Source organism: Pseudomonas sp. Pseusp10 (assembly GCF_059492225.1).
The window spans coordinates 2,490,107-2,509,396 of record NZ_CP168528.1; the positions used below are offsets into that span (position 1 = coordinate 2,490,107).

Consider the following 19,290-nt stretch of genomic DNA (forward strand, 5'->3'; position numbering starts at 1 on the left):
GTGCCGGTCAGGCCTTGTCTGACGGGGTTTTGCCTGACGCCGAAGCAGTCGGATAACACGAGGGATTGTCGCAAATCGAGAAACCGGATGAGACGACGAACAACCGGCCCGCGATCTTGAGGCGCCCCTTGGCGAGGACTAGAATTTTCCGGCTCGGTGGGTGAAATGACGGACCATTTTCCCGGCTACACATCTGTCGTAAGGGAGGTAGCGATGAACCTTTCACCCCTGGAGATCCAAAGCATCATTGAGCGCAGTTTTCTGCCCTCGGTATGCACCTGCAGCGTGGCGCCGGACCAGTCATTGACGATCCGGGTCTGCGATTGCATGACCGGCCACGTGGACCTGGTGGCCACCCACGTGCCGCTGTGGAAACTGGACAGCGTCCACGGCATTGCGACGCTGGTGGCGGAAATGCGCCAACAGATCCAGTCGCAAAAAAGCGTTCAACCGACGTTCTATCACTGACCCTGACGTCAGCCGCACCACGGGTGTGGTGCGGACTGCGCTGATAGGTTCAAGACGCCATTTTTCGCGATATTTCCTCGAACGTGCTGCTATCTGCGGCAACCAGTAACCTGCGCCCGTCCTTGAGTGTCGCCAGGAAGGTCACTTCGGTTTCCTTGTCCGCCAGCATGAACCCGGCGAATGCGCCGATCGGCCCCAGCAACATGGCTCCTGCCATGCCGAAACCGATGGCTTGCTTGATGTTGTTGATCGAGTCCTCATTGGCCACTTCCACGCTTTTGAACCTGGATAGCGGGAGGGTCAGGCCGGGCCACGGGTACAGCGACGTTCTGAGGGTAAAAACGCCATCGCGATAATCTCCATCACCCTGCAGAAAGTCCCCCGCCAGGACAGTGATGCTTGCCATTTTTTATTCCTCTGGTTGGCAATCGGTGACTCTCCATTTCGCACCTGCAGGGGAGGGGCGTCAATGGTCGGGCGATGAGCTGTTCCGGCAGGGCCAACTATGCTGTCTCAGACTGCAACAGCTGTCGCGAAACTAGACGCAGCTCATCGCGTCCTGGCATGGCCCAAGGCAGGAAAATCAACGCAAGTGATTGATAAAAAAGCTTATCGGCAAGCTGGCACGCTCTGTGTATTGCACATTGCAGACGTTTCTCTTGCCTCCGTCAGCGAATCAAAGCCGGCGGCAGAAACCATAAAAACGATAAGCCACAACAATAAGAACGCACCGTGCGAGGTTCGACGTTGATGAAGAGAAAACTCCGATCAGGCATGAGCGCCAGCCTGCTGGCCGTAGCCGCTTGTGTAGCGCTGCATTCGCCTCATAGCCTGGCAGCCCGCGACGCCCAGACCATCCTCAAGGAAACCTGTCAGGGCTGTCACACCCCCGAAGCCGATAACGCCCTCAGCCGTATCAGCCACCAGCGCAAAACGCCGGAAGGCTGGTTGATGAGCATCGCCCGCATGCAGACCATGCACGGTTTGCAGATCAGCGATGACGACCGTCGCACGCTGGTCAAATACCTGGCCGACAGCCAGGGCCTGGCGCCGAGCGAAACCGATGGCGTGCGTTATGCGCTGGAGCGGCGGCTCAATACCGTCGAGCACTTCGACGACCAGACCAGCCAGATGTGCGGCCGCTGCCACTCCGGGGCGCGGGTCGCCCTGCAACGGCGTCCGGCGCAGGAGTGGGAACGTCTGGTGAACTTCCACCTCGGTCAGTGGCCGTCCCTGGAATACCAGGCGCTGGCCCGCGACCGCGACTGGTTCGACATCGCCCGCAAGGACATGGTGCCGCTGCTGGCCAAGCGTTATCCGCTGGACAACCCCGCGTGGAAAAAATGGCAGAGCGCGGCGCCCAAAGCCGATGCGCTGGTGGGCGACTGGAGCTTCAGCGGCCACTTGCCGGGCAAGGGTGAGCTGGCCGGTGTCATGACCGTGAGTGCCGATGGCAGCGACACCTTCAAGGTCAGCGTCAAAGGCCAATACGCCGATGGCAGTCCGTTCAATGGCGACGGCAGTGCAATCCTGTACACCGGCTACGAATGGCGCGGCAACGTGACCATCGATGGCGTGACCATGCGTCAGGTGTTCGCCGCGCAAGGCAATGCGCTGCAGGGCCGGATGTTCGAGGCCGAGCACGATGAACGTGGTTTGGACTTCGTCGCAGCCAGGCAGGGCTCCAACCGGTTACTGGCGGTGCAGCCGGGTTATCTAAAGGCCGGCAGCGAAACCGAGGTGACGTTGATCGGCAGCGGTCTGACCGGCAAACCGAACTTCGGTAAAGGTGTGGAAGTGGTTGAAGTCGTCGAGCAGAGCCCCGAGCGAATCAAGGTCAAGCTCAAGGCTGCCGCCAACGCGCAACCGGGGCTGCGTGCAGTCACCGTCGGTACCCTGAAAGGCCCGAGCCTGTCGGTGTACAGCAAGATCGATGCAGTCAAAGTGGTGCCTGAGTTCTCGGTGGCGCGGATCGGCGAAGGTGGTGGTTCGACGCCGAAAGTCCAGGGCCGTTTCGACGCGGAAGCCTGGGGCAAGGGCGCAGACGGCAAGCCGTACCGCATCGGCGTGTTCCCGGCGCAATGGAAGGTCGAGGCCTTCGACGACCGCGCCAAGGAAGACGAAGACGTCAAGTTTGCCGGCACCATGCAGGCCGATGCAGGCGTATTCACCCCGGGCGATGCCGGGCCGAACCCGGCGCGCAAGATGTCCACCAACAATGCCGGCAACCTCAAGGTAATCGCCGCCGTCGACGACGCAGGGAAATCCCTGACCGGTGAAGGCCACATGATCGTGACCGTGCAACGCTGGAACAATCCACCCATTCCGTGATGTTGAAACGTGAGCTGCGCTGAAAGCAACGGCTTCAAACACTTTTTCGGAATGATCGCAGGTCCCCTAAGCGGGGCCTGCACAGGAGGTTGGCAATGGGCGCTATCTTGAATCTGGTCGAACGCAACCTGCACGAAGTGCAGGTCGATGCCGACCGCATGCTGTTTCACATCCCCAGCAGTTCACTGTTCGCCAGCGATGAACTGACGGGCACCATCATCGATACCCTGCGCGGCCCGGGCTGTTCGTCGGACGACCTGATCCAGCGCCTGGCCGCGCGCTTCAACGGCGAGGAAATCACCGAGACCCTGCGTGAGCTGATGGCCCTGGAACTGGTCAGCGACGGCTCGCCACTGACCCCGGACATCGCCACCAAACGGGTCGAGCGCACGGCGATCAACACCGTAGTGCTCAATGTCAATACCGGCTGCAACCTGAGTTGCACCTACTGCTACAAGGAAGACCTCGACAAGCCGTCGGCCGGCAAAAAGATGGACGTGGAAACGGCGATTGCCTCCGTGGAAATGCTGCTGCGCGAATCCCCGGATGAAGAGCGTTTTACCGTGGTGTTCTTCGGCGGCGAACCGCTGAGCAACCGCAAGCTGATCGAGTACATGGTCGACTACTGTGAGAAGCGTTTTCGCGAGGCGGGCAAGTTCGTCGAGTTCGTCATGACCACCAACGCCACACTGCTCACCGAAGAAACCGTGGACTACCTTAACGCTCACCGTTTCGGGCTGTCGGTGAGTATCGACGGGCCGAAAACCGTGCACGACCGCAACCGCATCACCGTGGGCGGGCAGGGCACGTACGATGTGGTGCGGCGCAAGGCCGAGATGCTGCTGTCGCGCTACAACAGCCGTCCGGTGGGGGCGCGGGTGACCCTGACCACCGGCGTCACCGACGTCGAAACCATCTGGGATCACCTGTTCAACGAACTGGGTTTCGCTGAGGTCGGCTTTGCCCCGGTGACTTCCGGCGACATCAGCAGCTTCAACCTCACCAGCGATGAACTGGTGCAGGTGTTCGCCAACATGAAAAAACTCGGCAAGCGTTACCTGGAAGCGGCGCTGGAACACCGCAACATCGGCTTCTCCAACCTGCACCAGTTGATCACCGACATTCATGAAGGCCACAAGAAAGCCCTGCCGTGCGGCGCGGGCCTGAAGATGCTGGCGGTGGATCACAAGGGCGAACTGAACCTGTGCCACCGCTTCACCGGTTCGAGTCTGCCGACCTTCGGCAACGTGCACAGCGGCGTCAAGCAGGTGGAGTTGAACGACTTCCTGTCCCAGCGCCTGGACCGCACCAACACTGGCTGCGAAGACTGCCAGATCCGCAACCTGTGCTCCGGCGGTTGTTACCACGAAAGCTACGCCCGCTACGGCGATCCGACGCACCCGACTTATCACTACTGCGAACTGATGCGTGACTGGGTCGATTTCGGCATCGAGGTCTACACCCGGATCATGGCCAACAACCCTGCGTTCATCAGCAGTTACATCACTCCGCGCAAGGCTCACTGATATGAAACATCTCAAGGCAATCAATAACAAAGCGTTGAAGCTGGATCAGGCCGCGGATGAAAACCGCATCGAAGAAGTGGTGGCCATGAGTTCCGTGGCGGGCTGCGCCTCGACCACCGACCCGGGCTGGGAAATCGATGCATTTGGCGGTGTGTCGTCGCTGTGCCAGCCGATGGAGGCCGACCTCTACGGGTGCTCCGACCCTTGCTGGTGGCCGGCCCAGGTGCCCGACATGATGAGCACCTACCCGGACTGGAACAAGGATGCCCAGGCGTCCAACGAAAACTGGCGCAACCTCGGCACTGTCTTCCCGAAAGACAAGTGATCGGATATCAGAAGGATTCCAGCATGCGTAATATCAAAGCCTGCGGCCTGGCCGCGTTCGCCGTTCTGAGCAGTTGTTCGGTCAGTGTCCTGGCCGATGAAAATACCGCGTTGCAAGACGGTCACGAATACATGTTGACCACCAATTACCCGAACAACCTGCACGTGATCGATCTGGCCACCGACACCTTGTACAAGACCTGCAAGATGCCCGACGCCTTCGGCCCCGGCACCGTGCAGCTGTCGCCGGACCGCAAGACTGCCTATGTGCTGAACAATCACTACGCGGATGTCTACGGCGTCGAACTGGACAGCTGCAAGCAGGTGTTCCACGCCAGCATCACCCAGAAGCCGGGGGAGAAAGCGAAGTCTATGTTCGCCTTCACCCTCAGCCACGACGGCAAGGAACTGTTCACCATCGCCAACCCGACGCTGATGATGAACGATCGGTACGAAGTGCAGCAGCCTCGGCTGGACGTGTATGCCACCGACGCCGGGATGGACGCCAAGCCTGTGCGCAGTTTCCCGGTGCCACGGCAGCTGACCATCATGCAGAGTGGCGACGACGGCACGCTGTACGTGGCGGGGGCGGATGTCTACAAGGTCAATGTGAAGACCGGCAAGTTCGATGTGCTGATCCCCAGCCGTCACTGGAAACGCCCGAACTACAGCGCACCGGACGTGCTCTACGTGTGGAACCAGCAGACGTATCGGCATGACTTCTCGCTGCTCTACACCGCGGCGAAGTTCAAGGACAAGAAACAGGACCCGGCCACGGCCGAATACCTGTACGGCCTGTTCAGCGTCGACCTGAAGACCGGCAAGACCGAAACCACCGATTTCGGCCCCCTGACCGAAATCTACTTCAGCGGCATGCGCTCGCCCAAGGATCCGAACCTGATGTTTGGCGTGCTCAACCGCCTGGCCAAGTACGACATCAAGCAGAAGAAAATGCTTCAGTCCGCCACGCTCGATCACTCGTACTACTGCATTTCCTTCAACAAGGACGGCAGCAAGATCTACCTGGCGGGGACCTTCAACGACGTGGCGATCTTCGATGCCGACAGCCTGAAACAGACCGGTAGTATCAAGCTGCCGGGCGGGGACATGGCGATTACCACGGCGCAGGTTTTTGTCCGGTAGTTGCGGCGACTGAACTGACGCCAATCGCGAGCAGGCTCGCTCCCACAGTGGATTCGCAGTGTGATCACTGTTGTGTGAACACTGCTGAACCCTGTGGGAGCGAGCTTGCTCGCGATGGGTCCCTCAGAAACACCGCAAAAATAGCAAAAATCAAACCCCCGGCACCGGGCAGCTCAAATCCCCTTCCTGGCATTTCAGGTAGTTCTTGAACATCCGGGTTCGTGCCTTGGTCAGTTCCGTGGTGCAGTTGCTGTAGATCAGCGGATACACACTCCCACCTTCCACCCCGGACGCCGAGAACTTGCACTCGGCATCGCGGAACGCAACCCACGCCCGCTGCGCACTCACCAACTGTTTCTTGCTGTCCGGATTGCTCTTGAGTCGCGAAGTGATCTGCTGGTACAGCGCATTCAACTCCTTGTCGGCGGCCGCATTCTGCTGTGCCGCGCACTGGTTCATCGTCGACTGGTCGCTGGCGTTTTCGCAGTCCACGGCGAAAGCCATCGAGGTGAACAACAGGGGCGTCAGCGCCAATAGTAAGCGTGGGTTCATGCTGGAGTGCTCGCTGTGACCGAATGTAGAGGTGCAGTGTAGCGCCGAGATGGAATCAGCCCACTACGCTTGCCATTGCGAGTGTTTTTCCGCCGATTCGTATTCAAGCCATGGCACATCATGAGACGTCCAGATATGCGCTTGGGGCGTCATTTGCGGATCGCTATCCAGTGTCGCCACACGAACAATAACGTGAGGCTGGGCCAGCCGTTCGGCCATCAAATGTGCACCGCAGACCGAACAGAAATGCCGAAACTTGCCCGGCGACGATTCGTAGCGGCTCAGTCGATCCTGGCCTTTGGTCCAGCGAAAGTGCTCGCGCATGACCCCGGCGGTCGATGCAAAAGCTGCCGCGTGAGCCTTGCGACAGGTTTGGCAGTGACAGTGACTGATAGGCATGTCGAGGCAATCGAGTTCGTACTCGACGGCTTTGCACAGGCAGCTGCCGCGCAGGTTTTTCATGGATGACTCCTTTCGGGGGCGGTTTCAATGGGGAACGTTAGCAGTTTCGATTCTCCGACTATTCTCTTGCCCCAGAACTTATCGGCGTAAATGCAACCGAATATCTCAGGTATGGTTGATTGCGCATCCCGATTGGTACAACTTTAGGGTTGGTCTTGTGATCTTACTGACCTACTGTTCAAGTACAGGAGGTGACTTATGAACCCAGCATCTGATCGCATCGAAAGGAAAATCCTGCTCAAGGCCAAGCGTTCACAGGTCTGGCGAGTGATAGCCCATGCCGAAGAGTTCGGGAAGTGGTTTGGCGTGGCGCTGGAGGGCAAGCGTTTTGTTGCAGGCGAGTGGACCCAGGGCCGGGTCACGTACCCCGGTTATGAACACGTATTGTGGAACGTGTTGGTCGAGCGGGTCGAGCCGGAGCGGTTGTTTTCGTTTCGCTGGCATCCGTACGCGGTGCGTCCCGAGATCGACTATTCCCAGGAGCCAACCACCCTGGTCAAGTTCGAACTGGAAGATCATGAAAAAGGCACCTTGCTCAGAGTCTCCGAGTCCGGTTTCGATCACATCCCCGATGTGCGCCGGGAAAAGGCTTTCCGAATGGATAGTCGTGGGTGGGAAGAGCAAATGAACAATATCGAGCAGTTTTTGATCGAAAATGCCAAGTCCCACGAGCAACAGAGTGGCTGAAGTCGGCTCGAAGCCTGAGGCGTCTAAGGGTTTTCGGAAGGGGGTTTATAGCGAATGTCTTACACACGATGGTAGCGATATCGCCTGTTACAAATTGGATCCGATGTGTAATCTGGCCTCACCCACTGAAGCACAGGATGTGCTCAGGATCATGGATGATCGACCATATGCAAGGAACGCTACGACAAGGAGTCGTCATGGTCTTGGAAAAACCCGCTTCGGCGGGTTTTTTTGTGTGCGCATGAAAAGTCGTGGCGGCAGGAACCGGGTTCCCGCCGCCATTTTTTCACTGCTGATCGAGTTTCGCCGCCGCGCGCTCGGTGATTTGCGCCCGCAGCTTCAACGAGCCGGCAGCCCGCTGGCGAGCCTCTTCCAGAACACTGGCCGGGGCCGTCTCGGGGCTGCCCGCGGTAAACGGCGGGGCCGGGGCGTATTCCAGCTGCAACTGCACCAGCTCGGCGGTGGCCTGGTCGAACAGCTCGGCGGCCAGGGTCAGGGCGAAGTCGATACCCGCGGTGATCCCGCCCCCGGTCAGTAGATTGCCGTCGCGAACTACCCGATCCTTTACCGGAATTGCGCCCAGTGGCTTGAGCAATTGGTGATACGCCCAGTGGGTGGTGGCGCGTTTGCCCTTGAGCAATCCCGCCGCGCCAAGCACCAGCGCGCCGGTGCATACCGACGTGATGTAGCGGGCGTTGGCGGCCTGGGCCCTGAGGAAATCCAGGGTTTCGTCGTCTTCCATCAACGGCCCGACGCCGCTGCCACCGGGCACGCAGATCACGTCCAGCGCCGGGCAATCGTCGAAGGTGGTGGTCGGTTTCAACATCAGGCCGGTGCTGGCGGTGACCGGCATCAGGTCTTTCCAGACCAGATGTACTTTCACATCCGGCAGCGAGGCCAGCACGTCATAAGGGCCGGTCAGATCCAGTTGCTGAACCTGTGGAAACAACAGAAAACCGATCTGCAACGTCATGGTGTTTTTCTCGTGAAGTGGGTGGACGGTTTAACTGTAGGCCCGTAGGCTTTGGCGCATACGCCAATATCCCCACGAATTACGCCAAATGCATAAAATCATCCACGTACTCGCTTTCGCCAACGTGCAATTGCTCGACGTCACTGGGCCGTTGCAGGTATTCGCTTCGGCCAACGACATTGCCCGTCAGCAAGGCCAGCCGCCACCCTACGCACCGACGGTGATTGCCAGCGGCGGCGGGGCGGTGATGTCGTCGGCGGGGTTGGCGCTGTTGGCCGAACCGTTACCGGACGAGGGCACTGATACCTTGATCATTGCCGGTGGCTGGGGTGTTTACGCGGCGGCGCAGGATGCGCCGTTGGTCGCCTGGGTGCGCGAACATGCCCATGGCTGCCGGCGGGTTTCTTCGGTGTGCACCGGGGCGTTTCTGCTGGCGGCCAGCGGCTGGCTCGATGGCCGGCGCGTGGTCACCCACTGGACCCGCTGCGAGCAATTGGCGCAGCAACACCCGCAACTGCACGTCGAGCCCAACCCGATCTTCATCAACGACGGTCCGGTCTGGACCTCGGCCGGGGTGACCGCCGGCATCGACCTGGCGCTGGCCATGGTCGAACAAGACCTCGGGCGCAACATGGCCCTGGAAGTCGCCCGGCAACTGGTGGTGTTTCTCAAGCGTCCGGGTGGCCAGTCGCAATTCAGCGTGACCCTGTCCCTGCAAAAGGAAGGCAATCGATTCGACGAACTTCACGCCTGGATCAGCGAAAACCTGACTCAGGACCTTGGCATCCCGACCCTGGCCTTGCAGGCCGGTATGAGCGAACGCAGTTTCGTGCGCCACTACCGCGCCGACACCGGCCAGACGCCGGCCCGGGCCATCGAACTGATCCGCGTCGAAACCGCGCGGCGTTTGCTCAGCGACACTGGCTTGCCGATCAAACGGGTGGCAGTGCAATGCGGCTTCGGCAGCGAAGAAACCCTGCGCCGCAGTTTCCTGCGGGCCATGGGCGTGACTCCGCAGGCTTATCGGGAGCGGTTTTCGGTCAGTGCCGAAGTAGATCGAGTAGTGCCTTGAGTGTTGCCTCTGGCGCTTCTTCTGGAATGTTGTGGCCAACGCCTGCCAGCACTCGACGCTCATAGGGGCCGGTGAAATGCCCGATATCTTCGTCGATTTCTTGCGCAGGCCCGACACCGTCATCGGCACCGCACAGGGAAATCGTCGGCACGCTGATGGTTGGTTGTTTGCTCAAGGCCTGCTCCATCCATTCCAGCGCCGGGTCGCCAAGGGCATACATGAAGCGGTGGCGGTAGGAGTGAATCACCACATCGACAAAATCCGGGTTATCGAAGGCCGGGGCGCTCAACGGATAGCGTGCAGCGTTTTCGGCCCAGGTCGGTGACCAGAGCTTCCAGAGCAATTCGCACAAGGAGCGGCGATTTTCGGTCAGGCCTGCGACGCCACGAGGCGTGTGGAAATAGTACTGATACCAATAGCGATGCTCGACCTCAGGAGGCAGAGGCAGTGTCGAATGGGGGATGTCCTGAAGGTTATAACCATCGCCCGTGACCAGGCAGCGTACCCGTTCCGGCCACAGCGCGGCCACAATGCACGCCGCCCGCCCACCCCAATCGTAGCCACACAGGGACGCCCGTTTGATGGAAAGAGCATCCATCAGGTCAAGCAAATCCTGGGCAAGGGCGGCTTGCTGGCCGGAGCGCAGGGTATCGGCGCTGATGAAACGCGTCGGGCCGTAACCCCGCAGATACGGGACGATCACACGGTAACGGTTAGCGGCGAGAGCGGGGGCGATATCATCGTAGGCGCGCGGCGAATAGGGAAAGCCATGAAGCAGGATGATCGGGTCGCCGGTGGCGGGGCCGTGTTCTTCGTAGGTAATGTCGAGTTGTGTCGTGCGGACGGTCTTTAGTGGCTGCTGATTCATCATCCCCCCTTGCCGCCGATAGTTGTGTCACCCGAACAGCACCCTTTGCCAGTGTTCTTCACTGATGATCGCGATAGGAGCACCGCTCTCTCTCAGCTCAACCGCTTTTTTGATCTTGGTTCCATAAGTGCTATGAAGCCATTGATCGTTTCCGATGCTGCCGACCACCAGATAGTTGGTTTTCTTGCTGACCGAACCTCCAATCAGGCCACCGCGTTCGACTATCAGCGATTCGCATGCTTTGCGCGGACCGTAAGCCATGACTCCGGTGAACAGGAAAACCCGATCAACCCAGTTCAGTGCGGGTGCAGGGTTATCGAGTGGAAGACTGCAAGGCGTTGTGAACATCTGGCCAGAACCAACCGACAGACCTGCAAACTGGTGCAGCATATCCAGTAGCTCAGCCGATTCTTCGGAGTCCAGCACGCCATCGCTCAACATGTCGGAGAGGCGTTTATAGAGGATGTTCACGACCGGATCACCCAGATGACACAAATGAGCGTCGATCCAGCTCTTGAGAAACTCGGCTTCCTGCTGGTTGATCTGGCCATCGGCAGCGAGTCCAGCTGCAATACCTGTCAACGCGTCGGCTGAACGTCTATCAATACGTGCTTCGTGGAAGAATCCACTGTTTTGAAATTCCTGATGCAAATCGACCATCGTCCCTGCTCCTAGGATTCAACTTCCGGTACTTGATTGAAGTACTTCGCCCGATCCGGTGTAAACGTCACCACCATGGCTGTCCGTGCACACGTCAGCGCTCGTTCTTGCGCCAGATCCACGTCCAGGTCTTCCCCGCGCAAGCCTTGCCACTGGGCGAGGTATTTGAGGGAGCCGTATTTTTCGGATTTCTTCAGGCTGCGGCTGACGCCACCTTTCCAGCCCAGTACCGGCAACTCGCCGGCAAGGCACTGTCGGGCGAGTTCGGGGAAGCGGGCGGCGCGCTGGCGGCCGACTTCCCAGCATTTGATCAGGCCCTTGTCGTCGGCCTCCCAGAGTTCTTCGCGGTTCAAACCGGTTCGGAGCGGGGCGTCGATGCTGCGATGGATGCGTTGGGTCATTCTGGTTCCTTGAATTCGGGTGGTTCTGGACAGCTCCGCTGTACCCGTTCAGCAAGGATGTTAGGTGGGGATGTAACGACTGGCAACAATATACTTCAAAATATACGAAAAGTTACCCGGTGTGCAGAGTGAGTAGTTTTGCTGATAATGTTCAAAGCCCGTAAAAGATTATTGTAAGTAAAAATTAATAGTTTAAGTGTTGTTTGTTGTGCAAAGAGCCAACAGTAATGGTTGTGGTTTTGCTGTCCTGATATTTGTATTTTAGATGGTGTGTATTTTTCTGTAATCGGGGCATGATTTCATTAGCTCGATATGATGGCCGGAGGCAATAATAGAGCCGTGATTCATTAGAATTACGTTGTCTGATTTTTTCATTATTTCCGGTTCATGTGTAATGCAAATAATTAAGTGGTTTTTGCTCAAGTCAACCAGGCTGCTCAAAATGCTAGCAGACGATTCTTTATCCAAGGCCGACGTGGGCTCATCTAGAATGAGGCACGAGTTATCCCTTAATAGCGCACGCGCAAGACAGATTTTTTGCTTTTGTCCGCCAGATAGCTCTCGTCCATTTTCATTAACTCGATACTCAAGTTTTTCAGGTAAGGATTCTATAAAAGGTAAAAGCTTGACAAGCTCTAGTGTTCGGAAGATTTGACTGTTGTCAATTGTTCGGCCGCAGCACAGGTTTTCTCGCAAGGTTCCAGGGAATATATAGGTGTCTTGATCTGCAACACTGATGTGCCTACGAACACCTCTGATGTTAAGAGTGGAGATTTCACTGCCATAGTAATAAATTTCACCTGATGAATATCCATATATTCCAAGAAGGGTGTAAATGAGTGAAGATTTCCCTGATCCGCTCTTGCCGGTAAGTGCTATTAGTCCAGAGTGAGGGAAATTAATTGATATGTTTGCGAGTGCAAAAGTACCATTTTCATGTAGCGAATGGATGTTGGATGTTGTTATCGCACTATTAGAGAATTTTTTTGATATTGATTTAAATGGACTGTATTCTGCCGGGAGTTCGCTGAATCGATCAAATCTATCCAATGCAGCTTTAGCTTCCTGATATTTACTAATAAAATCACTACTGGCTGAAAGTAAAGAGCTCAAACGACTGGCGAGTAGCTGGATTATCATAAACTCCCCAATGGAAAGCTCATTTTGACTAACAGAAATACATCCGGAAATTAGGACGATAAAAGTTAATGATCGAGAAGTCAAAGTTCCCCAGAATTGAATTGCAGCGCTGGTTTTTAAGAGGTTGCATAAAGAAGTTGACGCGGCTTTAAAGTGAGTGAGCAGCTTTCTATAAAAAAAGCTTTCAAGGGCATGGTGTTTTATTTGCTTCAAAGATGTAGCTAGTGAGGAAACTGTATTTTGTTTCTGATTTTCAAATTTGTTGTATTCATGGAGGTGAAGAGGCAATTCGGATGATCGTAATTTCATTGGGAGTGCGCTAAGGGTTAGTGCTGCTAGAACTAATATAGCAATTGTTTTACTGAAGTTAGCGATCAGAATAAAAGAAATGAATGCTTGGCCTAGCTCCAGAGTCGTTTGTGGTGCTGTGTTTAGAATGAAGTCCTTTATGTGTTTAATTTGGTTTGTGGTGTTAAGGATGCTGCCAGGGGAAAGCTGTTGGTTGGTGTGTATTCTGGAGAGAACTATTTTTGTAAGCTTTCCTGATAGTTTTAGATCTAAATAGGCTCCAAGATTTATAGTTGCAGTTAATCGCCAAGTGCTTAATGCTATTTCAAGTGAGGCGGCAATTATTGAGCAAGCAAGCATCCAGTGGAACTGCCGAATATCGTTAGTCAGAGCTGCATCAATAACTTTTTGTAATGCTAGCGGATAGATGAGACTGGTTACGTATATCGCTACAGTGCACGTGGCGACAGCCAACAGCCTAATGCGCTTCGGCTTCAGTAATGTGAATACGGGGCTCCAACCGCTTTTTTTTGTAATACTCTTACTGTTTTTCATTGGGGGGGGCTCAGGTCAGAGTTTAGCCGGTAGGTTTGATAAGTGGAGGGTAGAGTGGATTGGTCTAGCTTAAATCCGAGCTTTTTAAAGAGGCTAATACTGTTTGTGTTTTCGGGAAGGATGCTCGCTTGGAAGTTGAAAAAACGATCTTTTTGACATTGTGCAATTGAGTTTGTTATTAGGGTGTATGCTATACCTTGACGTCTTAAGGCTTCTTTGGTGTTGCACTCGATTTCATATGTTTTGAAAGTTTGGCTGAAACGGGTAATAGATAACGCCAATATGTCATCGTCTTTGCAGGCGATCATGAAGTGAGTAGGAGGGGTATCCTGAGTCGATGTTATATGGAATAGAACGGTATCCTCTATTAATTTGTAGGAGGGGCTTGAGGGTATTTCTTTAAGGTAAAAGTCAATTATTTTTTCAAGGTCTGAGCGATCAGGGCACCTGATTATATACGCTATTTTTTCCATAGAGACTCTAGCAGTTGTTCGGTTTTCAGGTTTGGTGTTAATTTTTCTAGTAAGTAATATGTTTGATATTGTGCGTGCTCAAGTATTTCGTTACTGATAATTATGTTGTTGTGTAAAAATACAAGGCTTCTCAGTTGATTGATTTTTATTAATGTTGGTGTGTTGTTGTTAAGTGATCGTTTTATAGATTCACCATATCCTTTGATGAAATTTTCCCACGACATGATTTTTTCGGATTCGTTGTATTCGCCCCCCGTAAGCCACCAGATGAATGTAGCGATATCAAATGCTGGTGCAGAAATTCTGGTGTGCTCAAAGTCAATTAGTGTGCATGTTTTAGATGTATAAAGTGCGTTCCCTGGCCAGGCATCTCCGTGGCAGATGCAACGCTTCATCCGTTCGATATGAGCTGGAGTAGTTAGATTTATATCGTTGTGTAATGTTTGTATTGTTTTTTTTAATTGAATGATTTGCCGGGAGCAGTTGGCGCTTTCAAGTTTTGATATTAGGTGTTGAGTGTTACTTGTGTTGTACTTTGGGTTTCTGAACGTGGGGAGTGGTGTGTGATGTAAAGTGAAAAGCGCTTGGCCAAACAAATAGTCGTCTGACGGTATGCTGTTATTTGTAAGGTACGGGTTGCCACTACACTCATGAGTGAGAATACCATAGTAAAGCTGGCTCTCGAATTGGTAGATTTTTTCGCCCTGAGATATTGGTAGGATAGGTTTAATGCTGTTGGCTTGGTGGGATGATATATGTGACATTATTTTTCTTTCGAAAGAGATTCTTTGTTTAGAATGGTCTCTTTTTCTGAAAATTTTAAATATTAGAGAATTGTTGTTGTTGGTTATTCTGAATATTTTGTTGACGGCGTCGTAGATGAGTTCTATGTGCTTTATTTGTAGGTCGTATGTCTCGGAAATTGAGTGGCTTAGGCTGTCTAGGCTGTCCATGTGTAGGCTCCTAAAAAACGTTCGATAGCGAGAATATTTAAAAGAAAATCAAATACATATCTTGGTGTTTTGGAATTTAATTGCTCAAGGTCTCGGAGAAGATCTCTTTTCTCGATTAGGCCGATATCAATTATTTTCAGCTTCCCACAGTTTTTTATAAGCGTATTTTTTTGCCGTAGTAGCGATGTTTCGTCGGCATGCATGAATGTTTCTTTTGGGTAATTTGTGAAAATACTGCTCTGTGTTTTTCTGTTGAGGGTGTTTGTAAGAAGGGCTTTATTTAATTTTAGGCTGACTGGAAGTGCGCTGCAAAATTTTATTATTTCGTTATCTCTGAGTGGGTACATTGGTAGTAAGTTAAAGCTTAGAAGCAGAGGGGCTCTCCTGGCCATGGCTAACAGCATTCCAGTGTCTACATTTTTTTTGGGGGCGCGTGGTAGTAAGTAAGAACATAAAGCATCTTGTGCCCTTGGGGTAATTCGGTTCATTAGGTGTTGGTTGTATAGTAGCCATGATCGGTCATCAATACTTCGCAGTTGGTCGCTTGAGAAATCCTCATCTAGAAATTGAGGGAAGAGTTCGTCGCCGCCGCAGCCACTCATGAGAATGCTCTGCCCATCTGTCGCTGCTCGGTGCCAAATAGATTCAAACGCACTCCCATATGCTTCTGAGTTTAAATAGTATCTATCTCTAGAGGGGGAGAGTATTGATGGTAAATGATCTTTGATGTTAATTTTGTGGTCAATTCCATTTATGCTTCTTATAATCGCATTTCTTCTGTTTTGTTGGCTCAGAGCCAGTGACGGTTCGCTTACGATTATTCCATAGGTGTTTAATTTTTTTTCGGGAAAAAACTGTGCGCATGAAACGGCAATGGTAGAGGAGTCGAGGCCGCCACTTAATTCAATTGCTATTCTGCTTTTTTTTGTGAGTTGTGAGTTTAGTTTTTTCTGAAGTAGACCCGAAAAAATGTCAGTCGCTTCATCGGAACATATATCTACTACACGTTGAGTGTCTGGTTCTTCTGGTGCGGGGTACTTATACTCGCCACCCTCATCGGAGAATGTACAGGATGAACCAGCCGTTAGCATGGATATGCCCTGAAATGCAGTTCGGTGGGAGTAGATCGGTTCAAATGTTGATTTTACAAGGTATTCAAAATCTAAGATTAGAGATTGTTTGGTGGATACAATTTTTCTAAAATCCCAATTTAAATGGACCGTATTTCTGTTGTTGCAAAAGTAAATTGGTATGCTGCCTTCATTCGTGGCGATTACTCTTAATGCGTTACCGTTTTTGCCACTCACGAACTCTACAAGAACGCCTTCGGATTTAAGGGATAAAAACTCATTGTAAATTTTACTTAGGATAGAGTGGTTGAGCTTCTTGAGTTTTGTATTTTTGTCAGTTTTTTTTGAGTGTGGGGAAGTACAAATTATGCATATCCAACGCTCCAGGCTGTGGAATAGTGTTGAATTGATATGAGGGTTGTCTAGTACGGATAAATAGCTTTCGTCTATCCATTTGTATTCGTTGTTTTTAAAAGTAGGCAGGCCATAGCAGGTTTGAAGGTTGATTTTGCAATTTATCATAAGAGTTCCTTTCCAACGTTGAGCAATGGCCTACCTAGATTATTATACTTCTGGTTAATCCTGGCGATTAATATCGAAGTCGATTGCTGTCACCTTGGACCAGAAATTTTGGAGCGCGTTTTGGAAGCGACGGGGCATTAAGTACAGTTATCTCCATTGGTTTTTCGATTGTGCTGGTTTTGTTGTTTTGGATAGATCTTTCTTTTTTCATGGTGCTGGTTTCTCCTTTGGTGCGGGTTAATTCCGCATCTCTATGAATACATTTTTATATCGAAGGAGAAAGTCCGTTTATGTCTTGATCTTTTACATTTTAGGTCTAAGTCGGAGCGCTTAAGGGGAGGGGGGATTTGTTATGAGGTTTTTAGCAGCTGTGCACACTTGAGGAGGATTTTTATTTGCTCGAGGCGGCGGCTCAAGGTTACTAAATAAGCAGTGATGATTGGGGTGTTGGGTTGTACGGGCTGTATACAGATGTCGGGGTGATGAAGTGTCGATAGTTGTGACTGTGTGGCAACCCCAATGCCGAATTCGGAAGTCACCAGAAGTGTCATCATCTCTAAGCTTGATACTTGCTCGAACGTGAATGTTCTGCCTTTAGTGTGATCTGAGTTTTTTAGTAGCTTGTTAATTACTTTGTAGGTTATGGGCTTTAGGGCTATTAGTTGGTTTGTAAGTATGTCTTCAATTTTTATATGTTTGTTCTTTGCGAGGTGGTGTTTTTTCGGGATTAGAATTGATACTGAATCAGTCCAAAGTGGAAAGGATGTGTAACCATTCTTGTCAGTTTTCTCTGGCGAGATTCCTGCATCTATATTGCCGCTTGTAAGTGCTGTTATTAGCTCGGTTTCTGGGACTTCTGATAAAAACAATTGCAGTTTTGGGTATTCTTTGCGGCATTCTTCGAATAATTTAGCGGTGTAAGGTTGTACGAAGTTTTCCGTGATGCCTATTCGCATAGATGTGTCGTAATTCTGGAGTTTTTGGATGACGGACAGACGAGCTTTCTCAACTGCGGTGATTATCTGTCTGGCTTCATTCAGGAAAATTTCACCGGAGTTAGTAAGCTTTGTTGATCTTGTCGTGCGCTCAAATAAAGTTACTCCTAGATCGCTTTCAAGGTCTTTTATTGAGCGTGAAAGTGGAGATTGCTCAATGTGTAATCGGATTGCAGCCCTTCCGAAGTGTAGCTCCTCGGCGACGCAAATAAAGTGCTTTAAGTGTCGTAATTCCAAGTTAAGCTCTCCTTGCTGATTGGTTATTAATAAATTCTGACGTTTGTAATGGAGCCCAAAGGCGCACCAGAATTTTGTAACAGTTTTTAATGGTATCGCTTGCAGGAGGCTTTTATACGTCGGTTTGCTTGGTTCTGATTTTGCTGACAGGGTTTACGGAATATTCCTACTTCGGCTTATGTGCAACAAAAATGCAAAGTGTTCCTGGTCGCTCCCACAGGAACCGGTTGTGCAAACAAATCCTGTGAACATCAGTGATCATTGTGGGAGCGGGCTTGCCCGCGGTGGGGCCTTCACATTCAACCAACAAATTGCTGCTTCCCCCTCGATTCGCCGTTATGGCAACGTGCATGCCCTGACTGAGGCCGGTCCCATGGCAAACCCCTATCGCGAGTTGTTCAAAGCCCCTGGCAGTCGTGCCTTCGTGCTGGCCGGAATGATCGCGCGCATGCCGATTTCCATGACCGGCATCGGCCTGATCACCATGCTCTCGCAGTTACAGGGTGGCTATGGAATGGCTGGCGCGGTGGCGGCGACGTTCGCCCTGGCCACGGCGTTTTGTGCGCCGCAGGTATCGCGGCTGGTGGATCGATATGGCCAGGGGCGGATTCTGCCGGTGGCGGCACTGCTTGGTGGTGGGGCACTGTTGCTGCTGTTGCTGTGCACGCGGTTGCAAGCGCCGCACTGGACTCTATTTGTCTTCGCCGCGCTGGCCGGTTGCATGCCGAGCATGTCGGCGATGGTCCGGTCCCGCTGGACCGAGGTGTATCGCGGCCGCCCCGAGTTGCAGACTGCCTACGCCCTGGAGTCGGTGCTGGACGAAGTCTGCTTCATCGTCGGGCCGCCGCTTTCCGTTGGCCTGTGTGTGGTGGCGTTTCCCGAGGCAGGGCCATTGGCGGCCTTGCTGGCGCTGGCTGTCGGCGTCACCGCGTTCGTGTTGCAGCGCAGCACGGAGCCTCCGGTACATCCCCACGAAGACCACCATCAAGGCTCGATCATCCGCTCTCGTGACATTCAGTTGCTGATGCTGTTGATGGTGGCCATGGGCACCATCGTCGGCGTGGTGGACGTGGTCAGCGTTGCCTTCGCCCAGCAGCAGGGCCAACCGGCAGCGGCCAGTATCGTGCTGTCGGTGTATGCCATCGGCTCGTGCCTGGCCGGATTGGCGTTCGGCGCACTGCGCTCGAAAGTGCCGCTGGCGCGCCTGTATTTGTATGGCGGGGTAGCAACGGCGGTGACTACCTTGCCGTTGCTGCTGGCGGTGAATATTTTCGGCTTGTCGCTGGCGGTGTTTGTCGCCGGCCTGTTTTTTGCCCCGACGCTGATCGTCGCCATGGCCCTGGTGGAGCAGATCGTGCCGCCGGCCAAACTCACCGAAGGCCTGACCTGGCTGGTGACCGGGTTGAGTATCGGCGTGGCGATTGGCGCCGCCGGCTCCGGTTGGCTGGTGGATGCCTTCGGTGCACGCAGCGGGTTCTGGCTGGCGATTGCGGCGGGGGTGGTGGTGCTCGGTTCCGCAATTCCAAGCTATCGCCATCTGAAATGAAGATCGACCTGTGGGGCATTTCCTTGTGGGAGCGAGCTTGCTCG

The 19,290-nt window shown here is 53.3% G+C and carries 20 protein-coding genes; 8 read left to right on the forward strand and 12 right to left on the reverse strand.

Annotated elements, in window-relative coordinates; translation table 11 throughout:
* The first annotated feature begins 213 nt into the window (after positions 1 to 213).
* Positions 214 to 468 carry a DUF1652 domain-containing protein gene (locus ACEN8Z_RS11250; protein WP_204933857.1) on the forward strand — a complete coding sequence of 85 codons (255 nt, stop codon included), beginning with the start codon at positions 214 to 216 and terminating at the stop codon, positions 466 to 468.
* 49 nt (positions 469 to 517) lie between these two features.
* Here ACEN8Z_RS11250 and ACEN8Z_RS11255 read toward each other — a convergent pair whose 3' ends face one another.
* Complete coding sequence (locus tag ACEN8Z_RS11255) at positions 518 to 874, reverse strand: hypothetical protein (RefSeq protein ID WP_495597665.1); 357 nt, start codon at positions 872 to 874, stop codon at positions 518 to 520.
* A gap of 344 nt (positions 875 to 1,218) precedes the next feature.
* Here ACEN8Z_RS11255 and peaA point away from each other — a divergent pair, with 344 nt between their 5' ends.
* The 4 genes from peaA to peaD all read left to right on the forward strand — a co-directional run bounded on the left by peaA (position 1,219) and on the right by peaD (position 5,792).
* Positions 1,219 to 2,799 (forward strand): quinohemoprotein amine dehydrogenase subunit alpha, encoded by a 1,581-nt coding sequence (gene peaA, locus ACEN8Z_RS11260; protein ID WP_495597666.1) that lies wholly within the window; start codon positions 1,219 to 1,221, stop codon positions 2,797 to 2,799.
* A gap of 95 nt (positions 2,800 to 2,894) precedes the next feature.
* Positions 2,895 to 4,325 carry a quinohemoprotein amine dehydrogenase maturation protein gene (gene peaB / locus ACEN8Z_RS11265; RefSeq protein WP_108231965.1) on the forward strand — a complete coding sequence of 477 codons (1,431 nt, stop codon included), beginning with the start codon at positions 2,895 to 2,897 and terminating at the stop codon, positions 4,323 to 4,325.
* 1 nt (position 4,326) lies between these two features.
* On the forward strand, positions 4,327 to 4,650 hold the full coding sequence (gene qhpC, locus ACEN8Z_RS11270; protein WP_007971075.1) for a quinohemoprotein amine dehydrogenase subunit gamma: 324 nt from the start codon (positions 4,327 to 4,329) through the stop codon (positions 4,648 to 4,650).
* 23 nt (positions 4,651 to 4,673) lie between these two features.
* The gene (gene peaD, locus ACEN8Z_RS11275; RefSeq protein WP_495597667.1) at positions 4,674 to 5,792 is read left to right on the forward strand and encodes a quinohemoprotein amine dehydrogenase subunit beta; all 1,119 of its coding nucleotides are present in this window, start codon (positions 4,674 to 4,676) and stop codon (positions 5,790 to 5,792) included.
* Positions 5,793 to 5,942: 150 nt separating this feature from the next.
* Here the strand turns inward: peaD and ACEN8Z_RS11280 are convergent, their stop codons facing one another.
* Both ACEN8Z_RS11280 and ACEN8Z_RS11285 read right to left on the reverse strand, forming a co-directional pair.
* On the reverse strand, positions 5,943 to 6,344 hold the full coding sequence (locus tag ACEN8Z_RS11280) for a lysozyme inhibitor LprI family protein (protein ID WP_495597668.1): 402 nt from the start codon (positions 6,342 to 6,344) through the stop codon (positions 5,943 to 5,945).
* Positions 6,345 to 6,407: 63 nt separating this feature from the next.
* Positions 6,408 to 6,806 (reverse strand): GFA family protein, encoded by a 399-nt coding sequence (locus ACEN8Z_RS11285; protein ID WP_495597669.1) that lies wholly within the window; start codon positions 6,804 to 6,806, stop codon positions 6,408 to 6,410.
* 198 nt (positions 6,807 to 7,004) lie between these two features.
* Here ACEN8Z_RS11285 and ACEN8Z_RS11290 point away from each other — a divergent pair, with 198 nt between their 5' ends.
* The gene (locus ACEN8Z_RS11290) at positions 7,005 to 7,493 is read left to right on the forward strand and encodes an SRPBCC family protein (protein ID WP_495597670.1); all 489 of its coding nucleotides are present in this window, start codon (positions 7,005 to 7,007) and stop codon (positions 7,491 to 7,493) included.
* Between the two features lie 286 nt (positions 7,494 to 7,779).
* Here the strand turns inward: ACEN8Z_RS11290 and inhA are convergent, their stop codons facing one another.
* Positions 7,780 to 8,466, reverse strand: a complete 687-nt coding sequence (inhA, locus tag ACEN8Z_RS11295; protein ID WP_495597671.1) for an isonitrile hydratase — start codon at positions 8,464 to 8,466, stop codon at positions 7,780 to 7,782.
* 88 nt (positions 8,467 to 8,554) lie between these two features.
* On the opposite strand from inhA, the gene ACEN8Z_RS11300 reads away from it, so the two are divergent.
* Entirely contained in the window at positions 8,555 to 9,538 is a 984-nt protein-coding gene (locus ACEN8Z_RS11300; protein ID WP_495597672.1) for a GlxA family transcriptional regulator, read from the forward strand.
* Here the strand turns inward: ACEN8Z_RS11300 and ACEN8Z_RS11305 are convergent.
* The 8 genes from ACEN8Z_RS11305 to ACEN8Z_RS11340 form a co-directional block, all read right to left on the reverse strand.
* Positions 9,507 to 10,409 carry an alpha/beta fold hydrolase gene (locus tag ACEN8Z_RS11305; protein WP_495597673.1) on the reverse strand — a complete coding sequence of 301 codons (903 nt, stop codon included), beginning with the start codon at positions 10,407 to 10,409 and terminating at the stop codon, positions 9,507 to 9,509. The genes ACEN8Z_RS11300 and ACEN8Z_RS11305 overlap by 32 nt on opposite strands.
* A 24-nt stretch (positions 10,410 to 10,433) precedes the next feature.
* Complete coding sequence (locus ACEN8Z_RS11310; RefSeq protein ID WP_495597674.1) at positions 10,434 to 11,066, reverse strand: BRCT domain-containing protein; 633 nt, start codon at positions 11,064 to 11,066, stop codon at positions 10,434 to 10,436.
* An 11-nt stretch (positions 11,067 to 11,077) separates the two neighbouring features.
* Positions 11,078 to 11,467 (reverse strand): hypothetical protein, encoded by a 390-nt coding sequence (locus ACEN8Z_RS11315; protein WP_495597675.1) that lies wholly within the window; start codon positions 11,465 to 11,467, stop codon positions 11,078 to 11,080.
* Positions 11,468 to 11,728: 261 nt separating this feature from the next.
* The gene (locus ACEN8Z_RS11320) at positions 11,729 to 13,450 is read right to left on the reverse strand and encodes an ATP-binding cassette domain-containing protein (protein WP_495597676.1); all 1,722 of its coding nucleotides are present in this window, start codon (positions 13,448 to 13,450) and stop codon (positions 11,729 to 11,731) included.
* Positions 13,447 to 13,923, reverse strand: a complete 477-nt coding sequence (locus ACEN8Z_RS11325; RefSeq protein WP_495597677.1) for a GNAT family N-acetyltransferase — start codon at positions 13,921 to 13,923, stop codon at positions 13,447 to 13,449. Before ACEN8Z_RS11325 ends, ACEN8Z_RS11320 begins: the two co-directional genes overlap by 4 nt.
* Positions 13,911 to 14,876 (reverse strand): aminoglycoside phosphotransferase family protein, encoded by a 966-nt coding sequence (locus ACEN8Z_RS11330; protein WP_495597678.1) that lies wholly within the window; start codon positions 14,874 to 14,876, stop codon positions 13,911 to 13,913. The genes ACEN8Z_RS11325 and ACEN8Z_RS11330 overlap by 13 nt, the downstream gene beginning before the upstream one ends.
* A complete protein-coding gene (locus tag ACEN8Z_RS11335; RefSeq protein ID WP_495597679.1) occupies positions 14,864 to 16,468 on the reverse strand; it encodes an asparagine synthase-related protein in 1,605 nt (534 codons plus the stop codon). The genes ACEN8Z_RS11330 and ACEN8Z_RS11335 overlap by 13 nt, the downstream gene beginning before the upstream one ends.
* Before the next feature lie 350 nt (positions 16,469 to 16,818).
* Positions 16,819 to 17,700 carry a LysR family transcriptional regulator gene (locus ACEN8Z_RS11340; protein ID WP_495597680.1) on the reverse strand — a complete coding sequence of 294 codons (882 nt, stop codon included), beginning with the start codon at positions 17,698 to 17,700 and terminating at the stop codon, positions 16,819 to 16,821.
* Between the two features lie 373 nt (positions 17,701 to 18,073).
* On the opposite strand from ACEN8Z_RS11340, the gene ACEN8Z_RS11345 reads away from it, so the two are divergent.
* A complete protein-coding gene (locus ACEN8Z_RS11345; protein WP_495597681.1) occupies positions 18,074 to 19,246 on the forward strand; it encodes an MFS transporter in 1,173 nt (390 codons plus the stop codon).
* Positions 19,247 to 19,290 lie beyond the last annotated feature (44 nt).

Bases quoted from the DNA above. Each gene is read 5' to 3' on its own strand.
- ACEN8Z_RS11310 (WP_495597674.1), bottom strand. From the start codon at position 11,066: ATGGTCGATTTGCATCAGGAATTTCAAAACAGTGGATTCTTCCACGAA.
- peaB (WP_108231965.1), top strand. From the start codon at position 2,895: ATGGGCGCTATCTTGAATCTGGTCGAACGCAACCTGCACGAAGTGCAG.
- ACEN8Z_RS11305 (WP_495597673.1), bottom strand. From the start codon at position 10,409: ATGATGAATCAGCAGCCACTAAAGACCGTCCGCACGACACAACTCGAC.
- ACEN8Z_RS11345 (WP_495597681.1), top strand. From the start codon at position 18,074: ATGGCAAACCCCTATCGCGAGTTGTTCAAAGCCCCTGGCAGTCGTGCC.
- ACEN8Z_RS11255 (WP_495597665.1), bottom strand. From the start codon at position 874: ATGGCAAGCATCACTGTCCTGGCGGGGGACTTTCTGCAGGGTGATGGA.
- ACEN8Z_RS11325 (WP_495597677.1), bottom strand. From the start codon at position 13,923: ATGGAAAAAATAGCGTATATAATCAGGTGCCCTGATCGCTCAGACCTT.
- ACEN8Z_RS11280 (WP_495597668.1), bottom strand. From the start codon at position 6,344: ATGAACCCACGCTTACTATTGGCGCTGACGCCCCTGTTGTTCACCTCG.
- qhpC (WP_007971075.1), top strand. From the start codon at position 4,327: ATGAAACATCTCAAGGCAATCAATAACAAAGCGTTGAAGCTGGATCAG.
- inhA (WP_495597671.1), bottom strand. From the start codon at position 8,466: ATGACGTTGCAGATCGGTTTTCTGTTGTTTCCACAGGTTCAGCAACTG.
- ACEN8Z_RS11335 (WP_495597679.1), bottom strand. From the start codon at position 16,468: ATGATAAATTGCAAAATCAACCTTCAAACCTGCTATGGCCTGCCTACT.
- ACEN8Z_RS11300 (WP_495597672.1), top strand. From the start codon at position 8,555: ATGCATAAAATCATCCACGTACTCGCTTTCGCCAACGTGCAATTGCTC.
- ACEN8Z_RS11330 (WP_495597678.1), bottom strand. From the start codon at position 14,876: ATGGACAGCCTAGACAGCCTAAGCCACTCAATTTCCGAGACATACGAC.
- ACEN8Z_RS11285 (WP_495597669.1), bottom strand. From the start codon at position 6,806: ATGAAAAACCTGCGCGGCAGCTGCCTGTGCAAAGCCGTCGAGTACGAA.
- peaA (WP_495597666.1), top strand. From the start codon at position 1,219: ATGAAGAGAAAACTCCGATCAGGCATGAGCGCCAGCCTGCTGGCCGTA.
- ACEN8Z_RS11290 (WP_495597670.1), top strand. From the start codon at position 7,005: ATGAACCCAGCATCTGATCGCATCGAAAGGAAAATCCTGCTCAAGGCC.
- peaD (WP_495597667.1), top strand. From the start codon at position 4,674: ATGCGTAATATCAAAGCCTGCGGCCTGGCCGCGTTCGCCGTTCTGAGC.
- ACEN8Z_RS11250 (WP_204933857.1), top strand. From the start codon at position 214: ATGAACCTTTCACCCCTGGAGATCCAAAGCATCATTGAGCGCAGTTTT.
- ACEN8Z_RS11320 (WP_495597676.1), bottom strand. From the start codon at position 13,450: ATGAAAAACAGTAAGAGTATTACAAAAAAAAGCGGTTGGAGCCCCGTA.
- ACEN8Z_RS11315 (WP_495597675.1), bottom strand. From the start codon at position 11,467: ATGACCCAACGCATCCATCGCAGCATCGACGCCCCGCTCCGAACCGGT.